This window comes from Nostoc sp. CHAB 5836, from assembly GCF_020829445.1.
GTDB lineage: Bacteria > Cyanobacteriota > Cyanobacteriia > Cyanobacteriales > Nostocaceae > Nostoc.
Genome location: NZ_JAIVFV010000042.1, coordinates 17,716 through 38,273, shown reverse-complemented (window position 1 = coordinate 38,273; position 20,558 = coordinate 17,716). Strand labels below are relative to the sequence as shown.

Annotated in this window: 12 protein-coding genes; 5 read left to right on the top strand and 7 right to left on the bottom strand. The window is 42.5% G+C overall.

Going from position 1 to position 20,558, the window contains the following annotated elements; translation table 11 throughout:
• Nucleotides 1-91 precede the first annotated feature (91 nt).
• The 4 genes from LC605_RS11115 (at nucleotide 92) to LC605_RS11100 (ending at nucleotide 9,135) form a co-directional block, all read left to right on the top strand.
• Complete coding sequence (locus LC605_RS11115; RefSeq protein ID WP_229547607.1) at nucleotides 92-508, top strand: XisH family protein; 417 nt, start codon at nucleotides 92-94, stop codon at nucleotides 506-508.
• A complete protein-coding gene (locus tag LC605_RS11110) occupies nucleotides 496-840 on the top strand; it encodes a XisI protein (protein WP_229547606.1) in 345 nt (114 codons plus the stop codon). Before LC605_RS11115 ends, LC605_RS11110 begins: the two co-directional genes overlap by 13 nt.
• Before the next feature lie 278 nt (nucleotides 841-1,118).
• Nucleotides 1,119-3,065 (top strand): two-component system sensor histidine kinase NblS, encoded by a 1,947-nt coding sequence (gene nblS / locus LC605_RS11105; protein WP_229547605.1) that lies wholly within the window; start codon nucleotides 1,119-1,121, stop codon nucleotides 3,063-3,065.
• A gap of 103 nt (nucleotides 3,066-3,168) precedes the next feature.
• The gene (locus LC605_RS11100) at nucleotides 3,169-9,135 is read left to right on the top strand and encodes an ATP-binding sensor histidine kinase (protein ID WP_306426855.1); all 5,967 of its coding nucleotides are present in this window, start codon (nucleotides 3,169-3,171) and stop codon (nucleotides 9,133-9,135) included.
• A 91-nt stretch (nucleotides 9,136-9,226) separates the two neighbouring features.
• Here the strand turns inward: LC605_RS11100 and LC605_RS11095 are convergent, their stop codons facing one another.
• The 3 genes from LC605_RS11095 to LC605_RS11085 all read right to left on the bottom strand — a co-directional run bounded on the left by LC605_RS11095 (nucleotide 9,227) and on the right by LC605_RS11085 (nucleotide 10,722).
• Complete coding sequence (locus LC605_RS11095; RefSeq protein WP_229547604.1) at nucleotides 9,227-9,598, bottom strand: zinc ribbon domain-containing protein; 372 nt, start codon at nucleotides 9,596-9,598, stop codon at nucleotides 9,227-9,229.
• 207 nt (nucleotides 9,599-9,805) lie between these two features.
• Entirely contained in the window at nucleotides 9,806-10,066 is a 261-nt protein-coding gene (locus tag LC605_RS33275; RefSeq protein WP_306426854.1) for a hypothetical protein, read from the bottom strand.
• A gap of 119 nt (nucleotides 10,067-10,185) precedes the next feature.
• Nucleotides 10,186-10,722, bottom strand: coding sequence for a hypothetical protein (locus LC605_RS11085; RefSeq protein WP_229547603.1), 537 nt, complete (start codon nucleotides 10,720-10,722; stop codon nucleotides 10,186-10,188).
• Nucleotides 10,723-11,348: 626 nt separating this feature from the next.
• Between LC605_RS11085 and LC605_RS11080 the strand changes: the two genes are divergently transcribed.
• Nucleotides 11,349-11,951, top strand: coding sequence for a hypothetical protein (locus LC605_RS11080; protein WP_229547602.1), 603 nt, complete (start codon nucleotides 11,349-11,351; stop codon nucleotides 11,949-11,951).
• 1,597 nt (nucleotides 11,952-13,548) lie between these two features.
• Here the strand turns inward: LC605_RS11080 and LC605_RS11075 are convergent.
• From LC605_RS11075 to LC605_RS11060, 4 genes are all read right to left on the bottom strand, one after another.
• Entirely contained in the window at nucleotides 13,549-14,079 is a 531-nt protein-coding gene (locus LC605_RS11075) for a hypothetical protein (protein WP_229547601.1), read from the bottom strand.
• Nucleotides 14,080-14,511: 432 nt separating this feature from the next.
• Nucleotides 14,512-16,473: a TolC family protein gene (locus LC605_RS11070; protein ID WP_229547600.1), complete on the bottom strand. Its 1,962-nt coding sequence runs from the start codon at nucleotides 16,471-16,473 to the stop codon at nucleotides 14,512-14,514.
• Between the two features lie 66 nt (nucleotides 16,474-16,539).
• Nucleotides 16,540-17,715, bottom strand: coding sequence for an ABC transporter permease (locus LC605_RS11065; RefSeq protein ID WP_229547599.1), 1,176 nt, complete (start codon nucleotides 17,713-17,715; stop codon nucleotides 16,540-16,542).
• Nucleotides 17,716-17,869: 154 nt separating this feature from the next.
• The gene (locus tag LC605_RS11060) at nucleotides 17,870-19,423 is read right to left on the bottom strand and encodes an efflux RND transporter periplasmic adaptor subunit (RefSeq protein ID WP_229547598.1); all 1,554 of its coding nucleotides are present in this window, start codon (nucleotides 19,421-19,423) and stop codon (nucleotides 17,870-17,872) included.
• Nucleotides 19,424-20,558: the final 1,135 nt, after the last annotated feature.

Here is a 20,558-nt window from a genome sequence, read left to right as displayed (position 1 = left end):
CAGCTATCTGTAAAAGTGCTGTGTCTTCTGTGTTGAGATCACGAACCTTGATTAAGTATTTTTGCAAACGAGGCTGACTTATACTTAAGCTATGCCCAAGTTAGACATTATCCATAACGCGGTAAAAAACGCACTCATCAAGGACGGCTGGGCGATTACAGACGACCCCTACGTAATTCAGTATCGAAGAACAACCTTATACGCTGATCTTGGTGCTGAACGCCCAATTGGAGCTGAACGAGATGGGCAAAAACTTGTTGTTGAAGTGAAAAGTTTTGTTGGCGCATCAAAAATACAAGATTTGAAAGAAGCTCTCGGTCAGTATGACATCTACCGTTATCTTTTGGAGGAAACAGCGCCAAAGCGTAAACTTTACCTTGCTGTTGGTGCGATCGCTCATAAAAGTTTTTTTAACCAGGATGTGATTCAACTCATCCTCCACAAACATCAACTTCCACTCATTGTTGTCGATATAGAAACAGAGGAAATCACACAATGGATAAATTAACTGAGTATCCCAAAATAATTAAGCGTATCCTGACAGAGTATATAGAACTATGTAACCGTTGTCACAACCAAGACATCGAAACATTCTTGATTATGGATGAGCCAAAGGGTCACTATATTTGGATAAACCTTGGTTGGCAAAATGGCGAACGCATTACTGGTATGACTGTCTACGTTAGGATTCGAGATTGCAAATTTTGGATTGAAGAAGATTGGACTGAAGATGGAATCGCAACTGACCTAGTTCGTGCAGGTGTTGCCAAGGAAGATATCGTGTTGGCATTTCATGAGCCTAAGATGCGGCAGTACACAGATTTTGCAGTAGCATCGTAGCGATCGCGCGCCCTGCTCAAAATCTCTACAAGTGGGATTTTTGTTAGACTGCTCATCTGTGCGTAATCAATAGTCACAAAAATCGGGTTAAACCTGTGAATCCTTAACTGGATATCAACTGCGATCGCCCAAATGAGGTAAATTCGTTAATACCACCTTAACAGGGATACCCCCTGATACTCCCCCATTCCTCATGCCCCTAACATTTTTGCCAAATTAACTGTTAATTTTTTAGTTGTTGGGCTTTATAACAAAGACTACTAACAACTTTATTTAAGATGCTAAGTCTGTTAAAAACAATTCGAGATCCGATCGCAAGTTGGTGGTCGGAGTTCACACTCCAGACCAAACTGCTGGCTGTAGCCACATTGGTGGTTTCCTTGGTGATGAGTGGTCTGACCTTCTGGGCTGTGAATACAATTCAGCAGGATGCGCGGATGAATGACACCCGCTTCGGCCGCGACTTGGGGCTGCTGCTTGCTGCCAATGTTGCTCCCCTAGTTGCTGAGAATAATCTGACTGAGGTTGCCCAATTTTCCCAACGCTTCTACAGCAGCACCTCTAGTGTGCGTTATATGCTTTACGCCGATGAAACCGGGGAAATCTTTTTTGGCATTCCTTTTTGGGAAGCTGAGGTAGAAAACTCACTCACTATTAAACGACGGATACAATTGCCAGAAGATTACCCTGGTGATGGCGAAAAGCCGATGGTACGGCAACACATGACCCCAGATGGGGCAGTCACCGATGTATTTATTCCCCTGATCGTCAATAAAAAATATTTAGGTGTATTAGCGATCGGTATCAATCCCAATCAGACTGCTGTCATTTCCACCAATTTTACCCGCGATGTCACCATTGCTGTTTTTATCACGATTTGGGTAATGGTGATTTTGGCAGGAGTGATTAACGCCTTGACCATCACTAAGCCCATTAAAGAACTGCTGGTGGGAGTGAAGCAAATTGCTACCGGCAATTTCAAGCAGCGCATTAATTTACCTTTAGGGGGCGAACTGGGCGAATTAATTTTAAGCTTTAATGAAATGGCAGAGCGATTAGAGCGCTATGAAGAACAGAACATTGAGGAACTGACGGCAGAAAAAGCCAAGCTAGAAACCCTAGTTTCGACGATCGCAGATGGTGCTGTGTTAATTGATAACAATATGCAGGTGATTTTAGTCAACCCTACAGCACAGCGAATTTTTGGCTGGGAAGCTGCTGATGTGGTAGGCCGCAATGTCTTACATCACTTACCCCCATCAGTACAAGTGGAAATCACCCGTCCTTTGTACGAAATGGCCGCAGGCGAATGCGAAAGCGCTGAATTCCGAATTTTTATTAACCAACCCACCCCGCGAACGATCCGCATTCTCTTGACTACAGTACTTAACGTCCAAAGGGAGAGCATTAAAGGTATTGCGATTACTATTCAAGATATTACCCGTGAGGTCGAACTAAACGAGGCAAAAAGTCAATTTATCAGCAACGTTTCTCACGAACTGCGAACACCTCTATTCAATATCAAAACTTATATTGAAACCCTGCACGACTACGGCGAAGACTTAGCTTTGCAAGAACGACAAGAGTTTCTGCAAACAGTCAACCATGAAACTGATCGCTTAACCCGCCTAGTTAACGATGTTTTGGATTTGTCAAAACTCGAATCTGGTCGCAACTACAGCTTCGATGGCGTAGATTTAGCCCAAGCGATCGAGCAAACACTGCGTACTTACCAACTCAATGCTAAAGATAAAGGTGTTGAACTTCTTCAGGAAGTTGCTGCTAATTTGCCGCTAGTAATGGGTAATTATGATTTGTTAGTACAAGTGTTTGGCAACCTGATTGGTAATGCCCTTAAATTCACAAAAGCCGGTGGAAAAGTAGCAATCCGCGCCTACCAACTAGATTTTAAGCCCAGTCATACCCAATCTTCTCCAGTGCGGATTGAAATTTCTGATACTGGAATTGGCATTGCCACAGAAGATCAACACTCAATTTTTGAACGCTTTTTTCGCGTAGAAAACCGAGTTCACACCCTAGAAGGCACGGGTTTAGGTTTATCGATTGTCAGAAATATCATCGACAGACATCGTAGTAAAGTTCATCTCGTGAGTGAAGTTGGCATTGGCACAACTTTTTGGTTCGATTTAGCCGCCTTTGAGGAAAAAGCGCCAGCGATACAAGTTGAACCGATTGCGGAAGCATCCAAAATCACTACAGGTTGAAGGTTCGGGATTGGTTATTAGACGTCTTGTGAAAGTCCCCTAACACCCAATACGCTTAGGTTAAGGATTTTCTGGAGAACCATAGTCCTGTAGAGACGTTGCATTGCAACGTCTCTACACTGTCCACTGGACAAATGCTGATGATATCGGCCAAAAAACTGGGAATCATAGGAATAATTCCAGCAGACTAGGCTCACTCAAACCACCAAAACCTATGACGACCGAAGCAAGCACTTCCTCTGATGTATTGCCTAAAATTCCCGGCTATGCCATCGTCGAGCAATTGTACTTAGGTTCTCGCACAGCAGTGTATCGAGCAGTGGAAGTAGCCAACGAGCGTCCAGTGGTAATTAAAGTGTTGCGGCGTGAATATCCAAGTTTTGGTGAATTGGTGCAGTTTCGCAATCAATATACCATTGCTAAAAATCTGCCTATACCAGCGATTGTCCAACCCTTGAGTTTAGAACCATTGGGGAATAGCTATGCTCTAGTCATGGAAGATTTTGGTGGTGTGAGTCTAAGCAAGTACACTCAGCAGCAGTCATTGAGACTGATAGAGGTATTAGCGATCGCTCTACAAGTCGCCTACATCCTCCATGATTTGTGTCAGCATCGGGTAGTACATAAAGATATCAAACCAGCAAATATACTAATTTGTCCAGAATCAAAACAAGTCAAACTCATCGACTTTAGTATTGCGTCCTTGTTACCGAAAGAAACCCAAGAGATTCAAAGTCCCAATATTTTAGAAGGCACATTAGCATATTTAGCACCAGAACAAACTGGGCGAATGAATCGCGGTATAGATTATCGGGCTGACTTCTATGCTTTAGGCGTGACTCTGTATCAATTACTAACTGGAACATTACCATTCACATCAGATGATCCGTTGGAGTTGGTGCATTGTCACATCGCTAAACTTCCTGTTGCTGTAGATATTATCAAACCCGACGTGCCGAAAATGGTGGCGGCGATTGTTGGAAAACTGATGGCAAAAAATGCCGAAGATCGGTATCAAAGTGCATTGGGATTAAAGTATGACTTGCAGCAGTGTTTGAGCCAGTGGAAAGAAACGGGGAAAATTGCTGAGTTTGCATTGGGAGAGCGTGATTTGAGCGATCGCTTTCTCATCCCCGAAAAGCTGTACGGACGGGAAAATGAAGTCAAATCATTACTCGCCGCCTTCGAGCGTGTTGCTGATGGCGCGTCTGAATTGATTCTGGTTGCTGGATTTTCAGGTATTGGTAAAACAGCCGTCGTCAATGAAGTGCATAAGCCCATTGTTAGGCAACGGGGCTACTTTATTAAAGGTAAATTTGACCAATTCAATCGCAATATTCCCTTGTCTGCATTTGTCCAAGCCTTGCGGGATTTGATGGGGCAATTGCTCTCGGAATCTGACACCCAACTAGCGCAATGGCAAGCTCAGATTTTGTCTGCTGTGGGTGACAATGGACAAGTTTTAATTGAAGTAATTCCTGAACTAGAGCAGGTGATTGGCAAACAACCTGCTGTACCAGAATTATCGGGGAGCGCGGCACAAAATCGGTTTAATTTATTGTTTCAGAAATTCATTCAAGTATTTACCACGGTAGAGCATCCCTTGGTCATGTTTTTGGATGACTTGCAATGGGCTGATTCAGCTTCTTTACAGTTGATCAAACTACTGATGAATGACAATGGTTATCTCTTGATATTGGGGGCTTATCGTGACAATGAAGTATCACCCGCTCATCCATTTATTTTAACAGTAGAAGAACTCAAGAAAGCCCAGGCGATGGTTAATACCATTACTCTCGCACCCTTAGGATTTGCTGATACTAATCATCTGGTTGCAGATACGTTGAATTGTTCGAGAGAACTGGAGCAACCCTTGACTGAGTTAATTGATCGCAAAACCAAAGGCAATCCCTTTTTTACTACCCAATTTCTCAAAGCTTTGCACAACGATGGACAAATTATTTTTGATCATCATCGTCGTTATTGGGAATGTGATATTGCTCAAGTCAAGGCGCTGTCAGTTACCCATGATGTGGTGGAGTTTATGGCGGTGCAGTTGCAGAAGTTGCCACCGGAAACTCAACAGGTGCTGAAGTTGGCGGCTTGTGTGGGTAATCAGTTCGATTTGGCGACTTTGGCGATCGTTTGTGAGCAATCTCAAACAAATACGGCAACGGCATTGTGGAAGGCTTTACAGGAAGGACTGATTATCCCCACGAGCCAGGTTTACAAGTTCTTCCAGGATGGGGAACAGGCTGACACTCACCATAATGTGAATCCCACCTATCGATTTCTGCACGATCGCATCCAACAAGCTGCTTATTTCCTGATTCCTGAAGACCAGAAACAACAGACGCATTACCACATCGGAAAACTACTGCTGAGCAAGCTTTCTGAGGTCGAACAAAGTGAGACAATTTTTAAGATCGTCAACCACATCAACCTTGGTCAATCTCTTTTAAAGCAAAAAGATGAAAAAGAGAAGGTAGCACGGCTCAATTTGACTGCTGCTCAAAAAGCGATCGCCTCTACGGCTTATGAAGCGGGTATCAAATATCTTGAAACTAGCATTGGTTTGCTGGAAAAAGATGATTGGATTAGTCAGTATGATTTGATGTTCAACCTGTATCGTAACCTCTGTGCAGCCCAATTGAGCAGCGCCAGCTATGAACAACTGAGTGCAACAATCACGATCTCGCTCAAATACATTTCTTCTCCGGTCGATCGCGCAGAGATTTATGTTTTTCAAGTCACTCAATATACCGTGCAGGGTCAATGTGAGAAAGCAATTCAAATCGGTCTAATCGGATTAAATGATCTGGGTATTGAGATTAAAGGCAAAAATTTGACAGAATTAGTTCGTGAAGAGTCTGCTGCTGTTGTCAGAAGCTTAGAAGATCATTCAATCTCCTCACTTTTAAATTTACCGATTGCGATCGATCCGGTTATTCAAGCCACGATTAAATTATTAATGACTTTAGAGCCACCAGCCTATATCACGGCTAATATCGAACTTTACAGTTTTAACGCTTTAAGAGCAGTTCGTCTTTCAATTGAACATGGAAATATTGCTGAGTCAATCCTGGCTTATGCAGACTATGGTTTCTATTTGGGCGTGATGGAAGGGCAATACCAGCAAGGCTACGAGTTTGCAGATTTGGCTGTGCAGCTTAGCTATAAACTAAATAGTCAATCTCAACATTGCCAAGCTGCATTTCTGCTCGGAGCTTTTATTCACGTTTGGACAAAACCCATAGCAGGGGCAGCAGCTATTAACAATAAAGGTTTTCTGGCAGGCATGGAGTCGGGAGAAATTCAGTTTGCCGCCTATAACTTGGTTGGCAACATTTTTAATCGATTATTTCAAGGTGAATATTTAATAGCCGTTGCAGCAGATATTGAAAGATATGGGTTACTGGCAGAGCGGCATCAGGAGGAAGTTTTGAGAGTGGCACTTGCTGGAGCTAAAATTTTTGTCACAAGACTCGGCTTAGCGCAAGCACAGGAAGACGATCAGTCGTTCAGCAAGGCAGAAGCCATAATCCGTCAAGGTGAAACATCTCAAACACTGCTTTCAGTTTGTCTTTATTACATCCTCAGAATCTATCTTGCCTGCTTAACAGCAAATTTCGAGCAAGGCTACCATTATTTCATCGAAGCGGGAAAAATCTTAACTGCTGCCCTAGGATTCACAACTTATAGTGGCTATTACTACTACGGTTCTCTGATTTTACTCAACCTGTATCCGGGTCTATCTCAAGCAGAACAAAGTAAAGCTTTGGAACAAATTCGATCGCATCAAGAGCGCCTGAAAACCTGGTCGGATAACTGTCCAGAAAACTTTCTACACAAATATCTTTTAGTCGAAGCAGAACGCTGTCGGGTGCTGGGAAGTAAAAGCGACGCGATCAACCTCTACGATCTCGCTATTTCTGGAGCCAAAGCCAACGGTTATATCCAAGAAGAAGCCCTCGCCAACGAACTGGCGGCTAAATTCTACCTCAACTGGGGCAAAGAGAAAATTGCTGCCAGCTATATGCAGGATGCCTACTACGGCTATGCTCATTGGGGTGCAAAAGCCAAAGTCCAAGACCTAGAGCGCCGCTATGCCCATCTACTCGCGCCAATTTTGCAACAGCAGCGTACATCCTTGTCGGCAACAGAAACAGTGTTTGCACCAGATTCTCGAACCGAGCTTCAGGCTTCTGGCACTCATTCCTCCACCTCTGGCAACACCAGCATCTCTACTACCATCGACTTAGCAACCGTCCTCAAAGCATCTCAAACCCTGTCTAGTCAGATTCAACTCAACAAGCTCTTGGCAACATTACTACATCTGGTGCTGGAAAATGCCGGCGCAGACAAAGGTGCATTACTGATGCCTCGTGACAACCAGTGGTTTGTAGAAGCTATTGCCCCTGTTGATCAACCTGCACGAGTAGAAAGCATTATTTTGTCCAATAGTCAAGAGATTTCCCACGTCTTGATCAACACTGTTAAACGCAGTCTGCAACCAGTGGTGATTGTAGATGCAGCCATCCATCCCACCCTAGCAAAAGATGCCTACGTCGTGCAGCACCAACCCAAGAGTATGCTGTGTACGCCAATTCAGAACCAGGGTAAACTTGTTGCTATTTTGTATTTGGAGAATCATGTAACAGTTGGGGCATTTACGAGCGATCGCGTCGAACTGTTGAACATCCTCTGTGCCCAGATCGCAATTTCTTTAACAAATGCTCGACTTCACATTCAGGAACAGGAAAAGTCTCAACAATTGCAAGAATCCCTAGAACAACTTCAAAAATCGGAAACACATCTGCGACAATTATTTGAAGGTTCTGCTGATGCTATTTTACTGTTGGCAGATGGGATGTTTATTGATTGCAATCCAGCGACTGTTAACATGATGCACTGCCACAATAAACAAGAGTTTCTCTCGCTGCATCCATCCAAACTTTCGCCAGAACTACAACCCGATGGTCGTGCTTCGTTTGAGAAAGCCAATGAAATGATTGCCACTGCTTTTCAAAAAGGCACTCATCGGTTTGAGTGGATGCATCGTCGTGTTGACGGTGAAGACTTTTGGGTTGAGGTTGTGTTGACAGTCATGTCTTATAAAGGCAAAACAATTCTCCACACAGTGTGGCGGGAAATTGGCGATCGCAAAGCCTCTGAGACGCTGATTCAAGAAAAAAACAAAGCCTTAGAGCAAGCACTCACTCAACTCCAACAAAGCCAAGCCCAAGTTGTGCAATCTGAAAAAATGTCGGCTTTAGGAAATCTCGTCGCCGGTGTAGCTCACGAAATTAATAACCCCATCGGATTCCTCAATGGCAGTATCAACAATGCTCAAGATTATGTGCAGGATATGATTGGTCATCTTGCCCTATATCAGCAACATTATCCTGATCCTGCCGTACCTATTCAAGAAAATGCTGAAGATATTGACTTAGAGTTTCTCTGTCAAGACTTACCAAATTTGCTCAATTCGATGACTGGTGCAAGCGATCGCATCAAAGGTATCAGTAACAGCCTACGAACTTTTTCCCGCGCTGATACAGAATACAAAGTTAGTGCTAATCTCCATGAAGGCATTGATAGCACCTTGCTGATTCTCAAATATCGGCTCAAAGCTAATGAACATCGCCCTATGATTGAAGTTATTCAAGATTATGGGGATTTGCCAGCAATCCCATGTTTCCCTGGACAGTTAAATCAGGTGTTTATGAATATTCTGGCGAATGCGATCGATGTTTTTGATGAAATAGCTCAAACCCAGTCTTTTCAACAACTCCAAGCTCATCCCCAGCAAATCACTATTCGCACACAAGTGATTGCCAATCAAGTACAAATTACCATTCAAGATAATGGTAAAGGTATGAGCGCAGAGGTGAAAGGCAGGATTTTTGACCATTTGTTTACTACTAAAGCTGTAGGTAAAGGTACAGGATTAGGATTGGCGATCGCTCGTCAAATTGTCGTGGAAAAACATGGTGGGGCGATCCTTGTTGATTCCACTTTGGGGCAAGGGACAGAATTTACGATCCAACTGCCGATAAGATATTATTAGCAAGTAGGAATAACCATCATTAGGCAGGGGACTTAAACCCCCAAAGTTCGTTAAAGAATCTGCCTCTCTTTAGAGGGCAGAATGTCAAAAATCAAGACCTTAATATAACAAACAACAAACAGACCAATAATAAACCCAATACTAACAGCAAAGCCTGATTGCGCTTTAGCCAACTTTTCACATTTACTGCAAAACTGTTAGTGTAACGCTGCTGTTCCAACTCTAACTTTGTCTCTTCAATATTTTGGTAGAGGGTACACTCTTTGGCGTAGGGACGGTGGGGAAAATTGCAAGTATCATCAGCGTCATAGGTGCAGGTGTCGCACAGATACTTGTCCCCAGTGGCGCGGTGCAATGGAATACCGGGATGACCGTAAGCTTTGAGTGTTGTCCGGCAATAGGGACAACTAATAGCTTGACTATTAACAAGTTGATGGCAGTGGGGACAAGATACAGTAGCCAAAACCTTTAGCGCAAATAGGTAAACACTTTGATTCTAGCCATTTACAAGGCTAATGGGGAAATACATACCTAGCTAGGACTTACGCAACTGGCATATTATTTTTAGTTTGTAGTGAGGACTTTAGTCCTCAAAATCAGGGCTGAAGCCCTTACTACAAACTAAAAGCTTTATATTTTTTGTGACACTTGCGTAAGTCCTACTAGGGTGTTAATTTTGAATTTTCCCCAGAATGCTACCTGCGATCGCCTCTGTCCCATCTTTATGCCCGCAGGCACCAGGGTTTTGGGTATCATACCACTGACAATCTTTCGACAAAAGGGATGTATCAAGGACTCGGAATTGCTTTAATTGGAGGGTTAGCATTTTCCACCATCCTGACCCAGACTGTGGCTCTGGCATTGATGGCCCTGTTCCACGATTTAAATTCTCATCAGCAAAGAGGAACATTTCAATGATAGAAATGACCATGCAATCGTCAATCGCCAGCTTACATCCCCACCCTGTAGAGGGATGGGGTATTACGGTGTTCTGATAAACGTTTCAACCTATATGAGGTTTAACTCTGAGTTTTACCTGTACCTTACTCCCTAGGGCTTAGGCTTAGGCGTAGGCGTAGGCTTACTTGTACCTACACCTTGAGCGATCGCTATAGCTTGATTAGCTTTAACAATAACGTTAGCTATTGCTCTGAGACTAGGAGTACTCGCATCAGCAGAAGCTTGAGCCTGACCCAAAACGGTTACTGCTTGAGCTAACGCCGTAGCCGTTTCAAAATTATCTCCCTTCTTAGATGAACTTTCAGCTTTAGCTACAGACCCTACGGCAGCTTGAAGCTTCGGTAAAACAACATCTCTGAGGTTTGATGGGATGTTTACTGGTATGGTTCGTGCTACTGTTTGAGTTTGAGATACTACTGTATCTAATGCCTTCACCACAACGGCAACGGCAAAACCTACCGATATACTGTCCTTATTATTTTGAGCGATCACCAAATCGGCGTTACCCAATCCATCGCCATGACCTAAGTCTTTACTATTAGATGACAATGATAATGCCTGACCGGAAGAAATTACCAGCAAGCTCATCACTAGAAGAGGTACTTTACTAAAGTAATTGTTTTTCATTCTGCCCATCTCCTGATTGAAAAAACTAGAGGGTAGCCCCATGCTCTCTGAACTCAAGGGTTCGGTGGAACAGGGGAAACCCTCCCGTCAAAGTAATGCTTTATAGGTTGAATTGTGGTGACAAAAGTTGTTCTTCAATTCAACTGTCTCTTCATCTTCAATACATAGCGGTTCTCGCTTGGGTGCAGTACAGTTTTGACCTCACTTCCATTCCTCTCTCCTAACAGGAGAGAGGCTTTGAATCCTACTCCCCTTCCCTTGAAGGGAAGGGGCTGGGGGTTAGGTCTGTATTCCATGCAATTGAGAATCGCTATAGTTCACTGATCATCTCGACCCCATCCATTTTCACAAGACAAGTTTGCATAGTAGCTCACGTTCTTGGATTTGGATAAAGTCGAGATTAGAGGATGTTTTAAAGGTTGATTTTTGTCTATCTTGGCTATTAGAAATTGCAGGCCACTTGCTTCTCCGGCCGGAGACGCTGTGTAAACAACTCTCTTAACGCCTCCAAGGCTATTGCTTGGCTACACGAAACAAAAGCTGCTGACCCAGGTTAGAGAACCCTTGATTTGCATTAGTCCACCCAAGTGGACAAGAGCTTGTGTAGTAGCGAATTATATTTCCCAATGATTTTTAAAACATCCTCTTACTTTTACTTAGCAACGCTCTCAGCAATAGCAGTCGCATCGCCTGCAGCTGTTTTTGCAGCAGCTAGTGATCTAGCAACACTATTATTGGGACTAGTGGATTCAGCAGTGGCTAGAGCCAATGCATTACCAATAACTGATGTTGCTTTCGCTAGCGACTCAGCAGTTGCTTGTTTGTCACTTGAAGCAGTTGAAGTAGAAGTAGCAAGAGCATCACCTATTAAAGCTGAGGCGTCAGAGATAGCCTTAGCTACAGCGAGTTTATTTTTGCCACCAACAGCAGTCGCAGCAGCAGAAGCAGCAGCGTTACCCAATGCAGCTTGCGCAAGGGCTATGGATTTTGAGAACGCTACCAAATCCGATGCTTTTTTAGGAGGAGCTGGTTTAGTTGCTGGTTTTACAACTGGTGTTGGTTTTACAACTGTTGCTGTGGCAAAGGTCGAACCAGATAAACCAACGAGAGAAGCGAGAGTTAAAGCAGCAACTTTGCGGAAATTTCTGTTAATCATCTTTTTAGCTTTTGAGAGTTGGACTTTGATTTATGTAAAACTACTTGCACTATCGATTCCAGCAGTTTTTTGACCCTGGCTGGAGTTTTCTCGCAATCAACAGCAGGTATTTGCTCTTGATAAGCACTGTGCTTTTGTTACATGACTTTATCCTAGCATAGTTTCGTAAGTACGCAAGCATTAAATAATTAATTTATCTTATGTAATATAGCATAATTCCGGAGTAAAACACATTTTGTACTTGACTATCAGACTTAAATTGCGTATTTAACGGAGAAAGCCCATGTATAAACTCATAAATGGTCTGACTTGAAAATTTTCCCTTGGCACAAAGTAGTATTCAGAGTAGTTTCAGGCAATATTCTGTTTCTCAGCTAGTAATTATACGCAGAAAATATAAAGCATTTATGTATTTACCTATTTTTGTACTGAAATCCTGGGGGTATGAATGAATGACGGACATCAAGATTATGCGTAGGTGTAGCCAGCTTTTGGCATCGCCTGTCCAAAAAATTGTGTTTCCAACCCAGATTTATAATGCTGTCTGGGTTCTAAATTTTGTCTAAGATTTTTTATGCCACTAAAGTAATAAAAAAGCATTAAACCCATATACTGTGCTTCAAACTGTAATATACAATTACTTCATAAATAACTACTAAAATTAAGCAAATTTTTACGTATTAACACGTATTTTGTGTGGCAATACCCTGCTTGTGGTTATATGGCGTAGGCACGGCCCAACCTAGCGATCGCTATCTTTGGTAATCTAAATATATTACAATATGAAGTACAAAATATGGGGTAGTTCAGAATACCCATGAATAAAATTACAGCTATTTTCAGGTCAATAGACCACGGGGTAGGGGCACAGCAACGCTCATACGCCTTGGCGAAGGTCATTCGCGGCTATAGAGCCAAAGTCCGCCTGTGCGGACTAAGTACAACATTTCATTAATTCGTAGCGAATTCTCTTTGCGTTCCTACCCTACGGGAAGGCGAAGCGCCTATGCGCTTCCCTTTGCGCCCCTACCCTGCGGGAAGGCGAACGCGAGTGCGTCTCTAAGAGTTGCGCCTATGCGTTTAAATTTCAACCCTCAATTGGCCACGATTTTACGCTGCATCTGTACTAAGGTCAAATCAAGGTTTTGAAACCCAGGTCGGTGGGTGAGAGTTTGTGTAGACGCGATTTCTAACCGCCAGTTTCACGTTAAGTTGACTGTCAACTTAACGTGAAACCCCTGTAATCAAGTGATATTAAGTCCACTCGCTTACATAACTATCCGCGTCACCCCACCCCAGTTTTGTCTAAAGCCAAAACTTCCCCTCCTCGCTTGCGGGGAGGGGATTGAGGGGTGGGGTAAAATGACTGTGGAATGAGCTTGATGACTTAAGTTGACACCAATGGGACTTGCGCTCCTACAAATATACAAATAATTTTGGATAATTTATTTTTTGGAAGTCCCCAAGAGAAAAACTCGTAACTTACCCGATTGTGGTCTATAACTCAATACGCTTGGGTTAAGCATTTCTTCCTTCTCTTTGCGCCCTTAGCGTCCTTCTCCCAGGGGGAGACGCACTCGCGTTTGCGGTAGCCTGCGGCAAGCCGAAGCGTCTACGTTAAAAAAATTGACTTTAACAAAGAGTTTTAGCCTTAACCCAAGCGTATTGGTCTATAACTTTGGTGTAGGGATATAAGATATGCCATTGCTGACAGCTATTTTTACACTGGCTAGTAAATTAACAATAGCTGGTTTGCCAGACCCACTAATAGCATCTGACTTCGCTATAGCCAACGCATTATTAAGGGCTGCTTCTGCTGTAGTTAGCGAAAGAGCAATTGCCTTTATGTCACTTAGCGCAGTTGAATCACAAGTAGCAATAGCATTCCTCAGAAAAGATTTGGCATCAGCAATTGACTTAGCTAAAGCGTTTTTCCCGTTCCCAGCAATAGCTGCTGAATTAGCAGCAGCATAAGCATTCTGCAATGCAGTTTCCACAAAGCCTAGCCATTGAGAGAAGGCTGGATTATCCTTTAGAGGACATCTTTGTTGGGCAACAAGGATCTTGGTATCGGAGTTACCCAAATGTATTGCATGGTTTATTGCTTTAATATTAGATGTACTTGCAAACGTCGAACTAGAGAAAGCAACAACAGAAGCGAGAGTTACAGAGGCAACTTTGTGGAAACGTGTGTTGATCATGTTTTTTAGCTCTTGAGAGTTGGGCTTTGGTTGATGTAAAACTACTTACGCTATCGACTCCAGCAGTTTTTTGACCCTGGCTGCGTAGGTTTTGGCAAAAAAATAAAAAATGTGTAGGTTGGGGAGCCACTGTGCCCTTGCGGTTAAGAGACTTGTTCGCTTTTAGCGTTCCCGCAGGGTAGCACGTGGCGTTTGAGGAACGAAACCCAACCGAAGAGCGAGGTTTGTTGGGTAACGCAAAGCTCAACCCAACCTACAAATATTAAAAACCTACGCAGTATTGGGGAGTAATCAATAGCAGGTATTGACTCTCACTAGGCGGGCTGCTAACCTGATATTAACACCTTTTGCAACTGCAAAGCCAGACTTGCAGGGCGGGCGTTGTAATACCCACCTGTGGTAAATACTGCTTGGTTAAGTTATTACAAATGATTAGTTTTGGATGGTTACTTGCCAAGTGTTTAATGTCGTGCCAAGTAATAAGTCCAGGTTGGTCAAACTATTGAGATAGTTAATAGTTGCATCGAGTTCAGCATTTCTTGCTTCTACTAAAGCAGTTTGCTGTTGAATAATCTGGAATATTCCTGAACCTCTGCCCAATTTCTGTTTTTGCTGCTCAATATCAAGTTGTCTTTCAGATAATTTCGTGGCTTGTCGAGCTAGTTGAACTTGAGAAAAACTCAGATTAACATCTCTAATTCTGTCCGTTAATTCCAGTTCTAAACTTGACCGTGAATCTTCTAAAGATATTTCTGCTTTGCGTAAATCAATGCGCGATCGCTCCGGTCTTTGTTCTCGACTTAAATCGCCAAATGTCCGACTTAAGCTGATTCCGGTTCTAACATCAGTTGATATATTAGTAGCATTATTTAAGCTGACATTCAAATTTAAATCCCAGCGTTTATCATTATCTGCCAGCAACACTTCAATTTTACTTCTTTCCAGGTTTAGCTGTGATTGCAAATAATTAGGTTGATTTTTTAATGCTATTTCCTTGAGGTTATTAAATTCCAGATTTGTCGGTTTTATCGTCGGAAGTTCGGCTGCAAATATCTTGGTATTATTATCAATATCAAGAATTTGCAAAAGAGCTAATTTTCTCGACTCAAGCTGATTTTGAGCGGCTAACAGACTAACTTGCTGATTAGCTACAGATGCCTGGTTTTGGATAATAGCGATCGGTGCTTCTCTACCTGCGTTGATTAAAGCTTGGGTAATTTCTAATGATTCTTCAGCATTTTTTAGTGCCAGTTGCTGAATTTTCAGTCTTTCTTGTGCCTGAAGTAATTCGCGGTATGCTAGGATACCACTCGTAATCGTTTCACTTAATGTCGATTTTAACGCAATAATATTAATTTGTTCATTTAGTCGAGCAGTTTTAATATCAGCTTTGTTGATTTGAGTGCCGGCTCCCCTTAATAAAGGTTGCCTAAAACCTAAGCTTAAATTTTGTGTGGAGCCATTGTCATTAAGATTTGACAATCGATTATTGTTTGTCCATCCCAAACTAACGTCTGCACCTGTGGGAATTTTTACAGAAACTTGTGTATCTAGATCGAGTCCGGGATTACCTGATGTTATTCCATCAGCACCAAGTTGATCGATCCTAAATGACAAGCTTGGTGTGAAGTTAGGTGCAAATTTATTTTCTACAACTTGCAAGTCTTTTCTTTGAATAATTCTATCAAGATAGGCATTTTTAATTGTTCTGTTATTCGCCAAAACCAAGACAACAATATCAGCAAGTTTTATGCCAATTTCTTGGGTATTTGGTGTTTGATTAATCGGTGGATTTATCTGTTGATTAATCGGTGGATTTATCCGAGGATTAGTTTGATTGATTATTTGATTGTCTGTCTGATTCTGAGATGCTGACTGCTGTTGAGCTAGATTGAAGGAATTGTTCTGAGCTAATAGTAAAATTGGCTCTGGAAAAGCTGGCGCTACTTGCGGTTGGCTGTAGGGTTTCGGAATCAGAGATTGGGAATTGGTAAGTGGTGGTAAAGACGTTTTTGGTGGAGGTATTTTGGATAACTCCCCTTGGTTGTTCAAAAAATTAACAGGGGCAAATATTTGATTAAATGGTATGACTTCTTCAGCAAAGGGGATGGCGTTTTCTTTAGGGGTTTGAGGTTGCTGGCTTTGGCTAATATTATTTTTTGTTTCAATGATAGGCAGCAATTTTAGTGGCTGCTGAAGTTGAATTTGATTATTTTTTGTTGCAAATTTTTGCTTAGGTTTGACAATTAATTGTGTCCGAACGGCAGGAATAAACACTGCCACAACACCTAAAGTTGTCGCAATAACACCTACCCAATTAAGATGGTAAAACCAAACAGAAATAAAAGACCAACGGTTTGAGGATTGAGAATTTTCTTGAGGTTGCTGATGCATATTAATACCATTTCGGATTGCTAATTACTAATTGTGAATTGCTTTCCTTGTAATTTTGCTCATTCTTTACGCCTCACGCAATGCTTTAACTGGATCGAGTTCACTAGCGCGTAAAGCAGGGAGAAAACAAGCACCTACGCCTACCAGCAAAGCCGCACCCAATGATAATGCAGCAGTTTGGCTCTCAAATTCATAAGGCAATTCAAATGCATCAACAACCACCAATGTCAAGCTATATACTGTGATAATAGCGGCAATTCCGCCCACCAGACTTAAAATTGCTGCTTCCAAGATAAATTGCGACAAAATGTTAATTTTAGTTGCACCGATCGCTCGTCTTAAACCAATTTCTGAGGTTCGCTCAATGATGGCAGCTATGGTAATATTGGCAATACCCACACCGCCAATTAGTAGCGCAATTACCCCCACAACAGTTAGCGCCTGCGTTGCCATATCCAAAGTTTCTTTTTGCTGAAAAATTGCCTCCACGTTGCTTGTAGTGTAGACTTCCCCGCCTGGAAAGCGTTGCTTGAGTATTTTTTCTGCTTGCTCTTTGAGGTTTTTCATGTCTTCGACGTTTCGCGGACGCATTGAGATTGAGTTAATGGTTTCCCTGCCGGTCATTGCGCTGTAAGTTGACATAGGCATTAGTAAAGCACCTGTAGGTTTCTCGCCACCAAGTAGTGATTTGCTCTCCATAACTCCCACAACCAAACAGGGTCTTGTTTTAGTAAAAATCAGCTTACCTATAGGATTTTGACCTTGAAAAAGTTGCTGTGATAATAATTCATCAATCACCGCGACGGATCGGTAGTTGTCAAAATCAGCAGTTGAGAAGCCGCGACCTGCTTTAAGTTTTCGGCCTGAAGTCAGCAAGTAATCTTTGGTAACAGCCTGCACATTAGGCTGGGCTTCTCGACCGTCAAATGAAACTTGTTGAGAAGGCACATAACTAGAACCACTAACTCCTTGCAAATTTTTAAGTCGTTGGCGCAAGAATTGGATGTCTTCTAAGTTTGGCTCCCTGATTTGTTCTCCCATGACAAAAATCAGGATTTGAGGCGCTTCTGTTTCTGACAACTGTTTGGCAATCATCGCCCGACTAATGCTACCCACCTGTAGCGTCGCATTCACCGCCGCCACACCCATGAACACGCCAAGGGTGGTGAGGAAAGAACGCAGTACATTACTACGTAGTGAGTTACTGGTGAGGATGATCAGGTCTAGGGGAGAAAGGCTCATAAGCAGAATGGGCAGATGGGGAGTCAAGACAATTCGCAATTCGCAATTCGCAATTAATGCCCCAGGATAAATCCTGCGGCTTGAACCAAGCAAAGTTGAAAATTTATCTATCCATAAATCAATTTAGGGGCTTGTACTATCAAGGAATAATTGGTCAAGAAATAAAAAAATCGGGATATTCTATGATCAATGCGTCTTTTTTTTTCCCAACCTCAAAGGAAACCTGTAAGGGTTCATGATTGAGGACTGCTGGAATTTTTGTCACTTGCATTCCTGGTTGAAGCTCAATTTCAGGTGTAGGAAGGATGATTTTTTCACCTAGTTTTAAGCCAGATTTTATTTCTACCTTGGTTGGCCCCTCTAGTCCAAGGGTGACTTTTCGTTTTTGAACTAAGCCTTGGTTGTCCCGTACCCAGACAAAAGGCTCTGGTTCGGAGCGTTGAATTGCTTCTATGTTGACAGCTATTACCTTCTGGCGTTGCTGTACGATGATTTCGACGCTGACTTGACTACCAGGGATTAAAGTACCACTGGGTTTGTCTAACTTGATGGTTGCAGGGACTTTAGCTGAACCTGATGAACTAAAACTTCCACCGCTATCAGAACCAACAGCTAGGGGATATAACTTAGTGACTCGTCCGGTAAATTCTTGAGTATTGGGGCCAAGCACTTTGATCCGCACTCGTTGGTTGACTTTGGCTTTGGTAGCATCTAGACTCACTAGCTCCAGCTTCACAATTTCTTGCGTCGGATCGCCCAACATAAGTAACGCATCACCAGATTTTACACCATCCCCATCCTGGATTTTTAAGTCAAGGACTTTACCTGAGAAGGGTGCGGTGACGATATTTTGTTGCACTTCCTTCTGAAGATTTTCTCTCTCTATTTGTAGGCGTCGGAGTTCCTCGCTTTCAGTCTTGAGTGTTGAGGAAGCCTCTCGCAACTCTGACTGTGCATCCATGAACTTCTGTTGCTCTTCAGCTTGGCGCTTTAATTCAAAATTCAGACGCTGGAGTTTAAGCGTTTCGCTAGTGATTGCTAATTCAGCCTCTTTCACATTAGACCTTGTTTCACGGACTTTTTCTTGTTGCTGTTCGAGTTCATTGGTCGAAATAAAGCCTTTTGCTGCTAAAACTTCCACATCCTGAAGTTCTTTAACAGCCGAAGCTTGCTTTTGTTTTGCATCGACAACTCGATCGGCGCTACGCGCTAAGTTTAGCTGCTGTTCTTGAATTTCTAGCTGTTTTTGGATTGCAGGCTCCCGCAGTTCTTTTTCGGCTACGGCGAGCTTGTTTTGCGCTTCCACAACCTTCTGCCGACTGCGTAGTACGATGAGTTCCTGTTTGCGAATTTGGAAATCGGAGTCAGTAAGATTTTTTTGTCCTCCTGGGTTGCGGAAAATCACTAATTGCTGACCAGACTTAACGCGATCGCCCAGTTTGATTAACACTTTCTCGATCGCAACATCTCCCGGAGACTTGAGGATTTTTTGATTTCCCAATTCTAAGACGCCACTCTCATTGATTGTAGTTTCTACGTTATCAGAGTCTACGCTGATCGTAGGCAGTACTACGGGTTCAGTTGGTTTATTGAAATTTTTGACATAGAGCAACCAACTACCAGTACCCACCAAAGTTAGAATCGCAGACCAAACTAACCATTTAACTCCGGTTTGAAATTTATTTTTACTTTTACCGGGAAAATACATTATGAGTTATAAGTTTGAGGGCGAGGACATAATCCGCTTTCTGAGCGATAATCTTTTGGGCAATGTCGATCTGCGTTAATAAACGTCGCCGTCGGTGTTCTAAAGGTAGTAACAACAATAACATTGTTCAAGTTAGCCTAACACCAGAAGTGAAGAATTAAAAATAATTATTATTTTTACATAAAGTATACCACAATACTCTTGGTACTTTCTCTCTACACTCATAGCGATCGCTCTTTTTTACCATTGAGCAATGGCGATGCTAGTGCTACCAACTCTCAATCCCGGCGAGGTGATGGGCTATTTCAGCAGACATATTTTACTGCCATAAACAAGCCCCGCAACTTTCTGGGGATTATAAGGCAATACACTTGGGTTAAGCATTTCCTCCTTCTCCTTCTCTCTGTGTTCTCTGCGCCTCTGTGGTTCGTAAAAAAAGAGTTTCAGCCCTTTTGTGAACCGTATTGGATTATAAGGATTGAATGCAGGCGATCGCAATCTAGTTTCCCAACCCAATACTTTTCGGTTAAAGTCAAAAAGGGGTAGATCATGAGTTGTACTTCAGTATACTACACACTCGATTAAAATCTTGGTTATTAACTCGCATTTGGGCTTTAGTAGACATCTCCAAAAAAGAGACGTAGCAGTGCTACGTCTCTACAAGTGTTCTGGATAATGCGTATTTAATTTCACCAGATGTCTAAAGGGAAAGTCAAACGAACCACAGAAGACGCACAGAAGCCAGTGTGTTGGGCGGATTAAGAGACTTGTAACCCTTCGGGGAAGCAAGCTACAGCCAGCGTCTTTGCTTCTCCCACTCGTGAGAGGCTAGCGCCTTTTAGATAAGTAAGTCGGCAAAAATAAACCAAACTATATTGCGAAACGTAAATACACCTTAAATCCTTATAAATGACGAAGGACAAATGACAAATGACAGCCTTAGCTAGTTAGCTTTATTTGCGTCGCTCTACTTACTCAGAAATTTGTAAGCGTTGAGATATCTCCTCACCTTTATAGACTTTTTGGCATAATAAGCTTTCTAAAGGTTCAATGCATCCTTCAGGAGCCGAGAAATTCCATAAAATTTCTTTGAGAAAAATTAGAATTTTAAACTTGATTGCGATAATACGTTTAG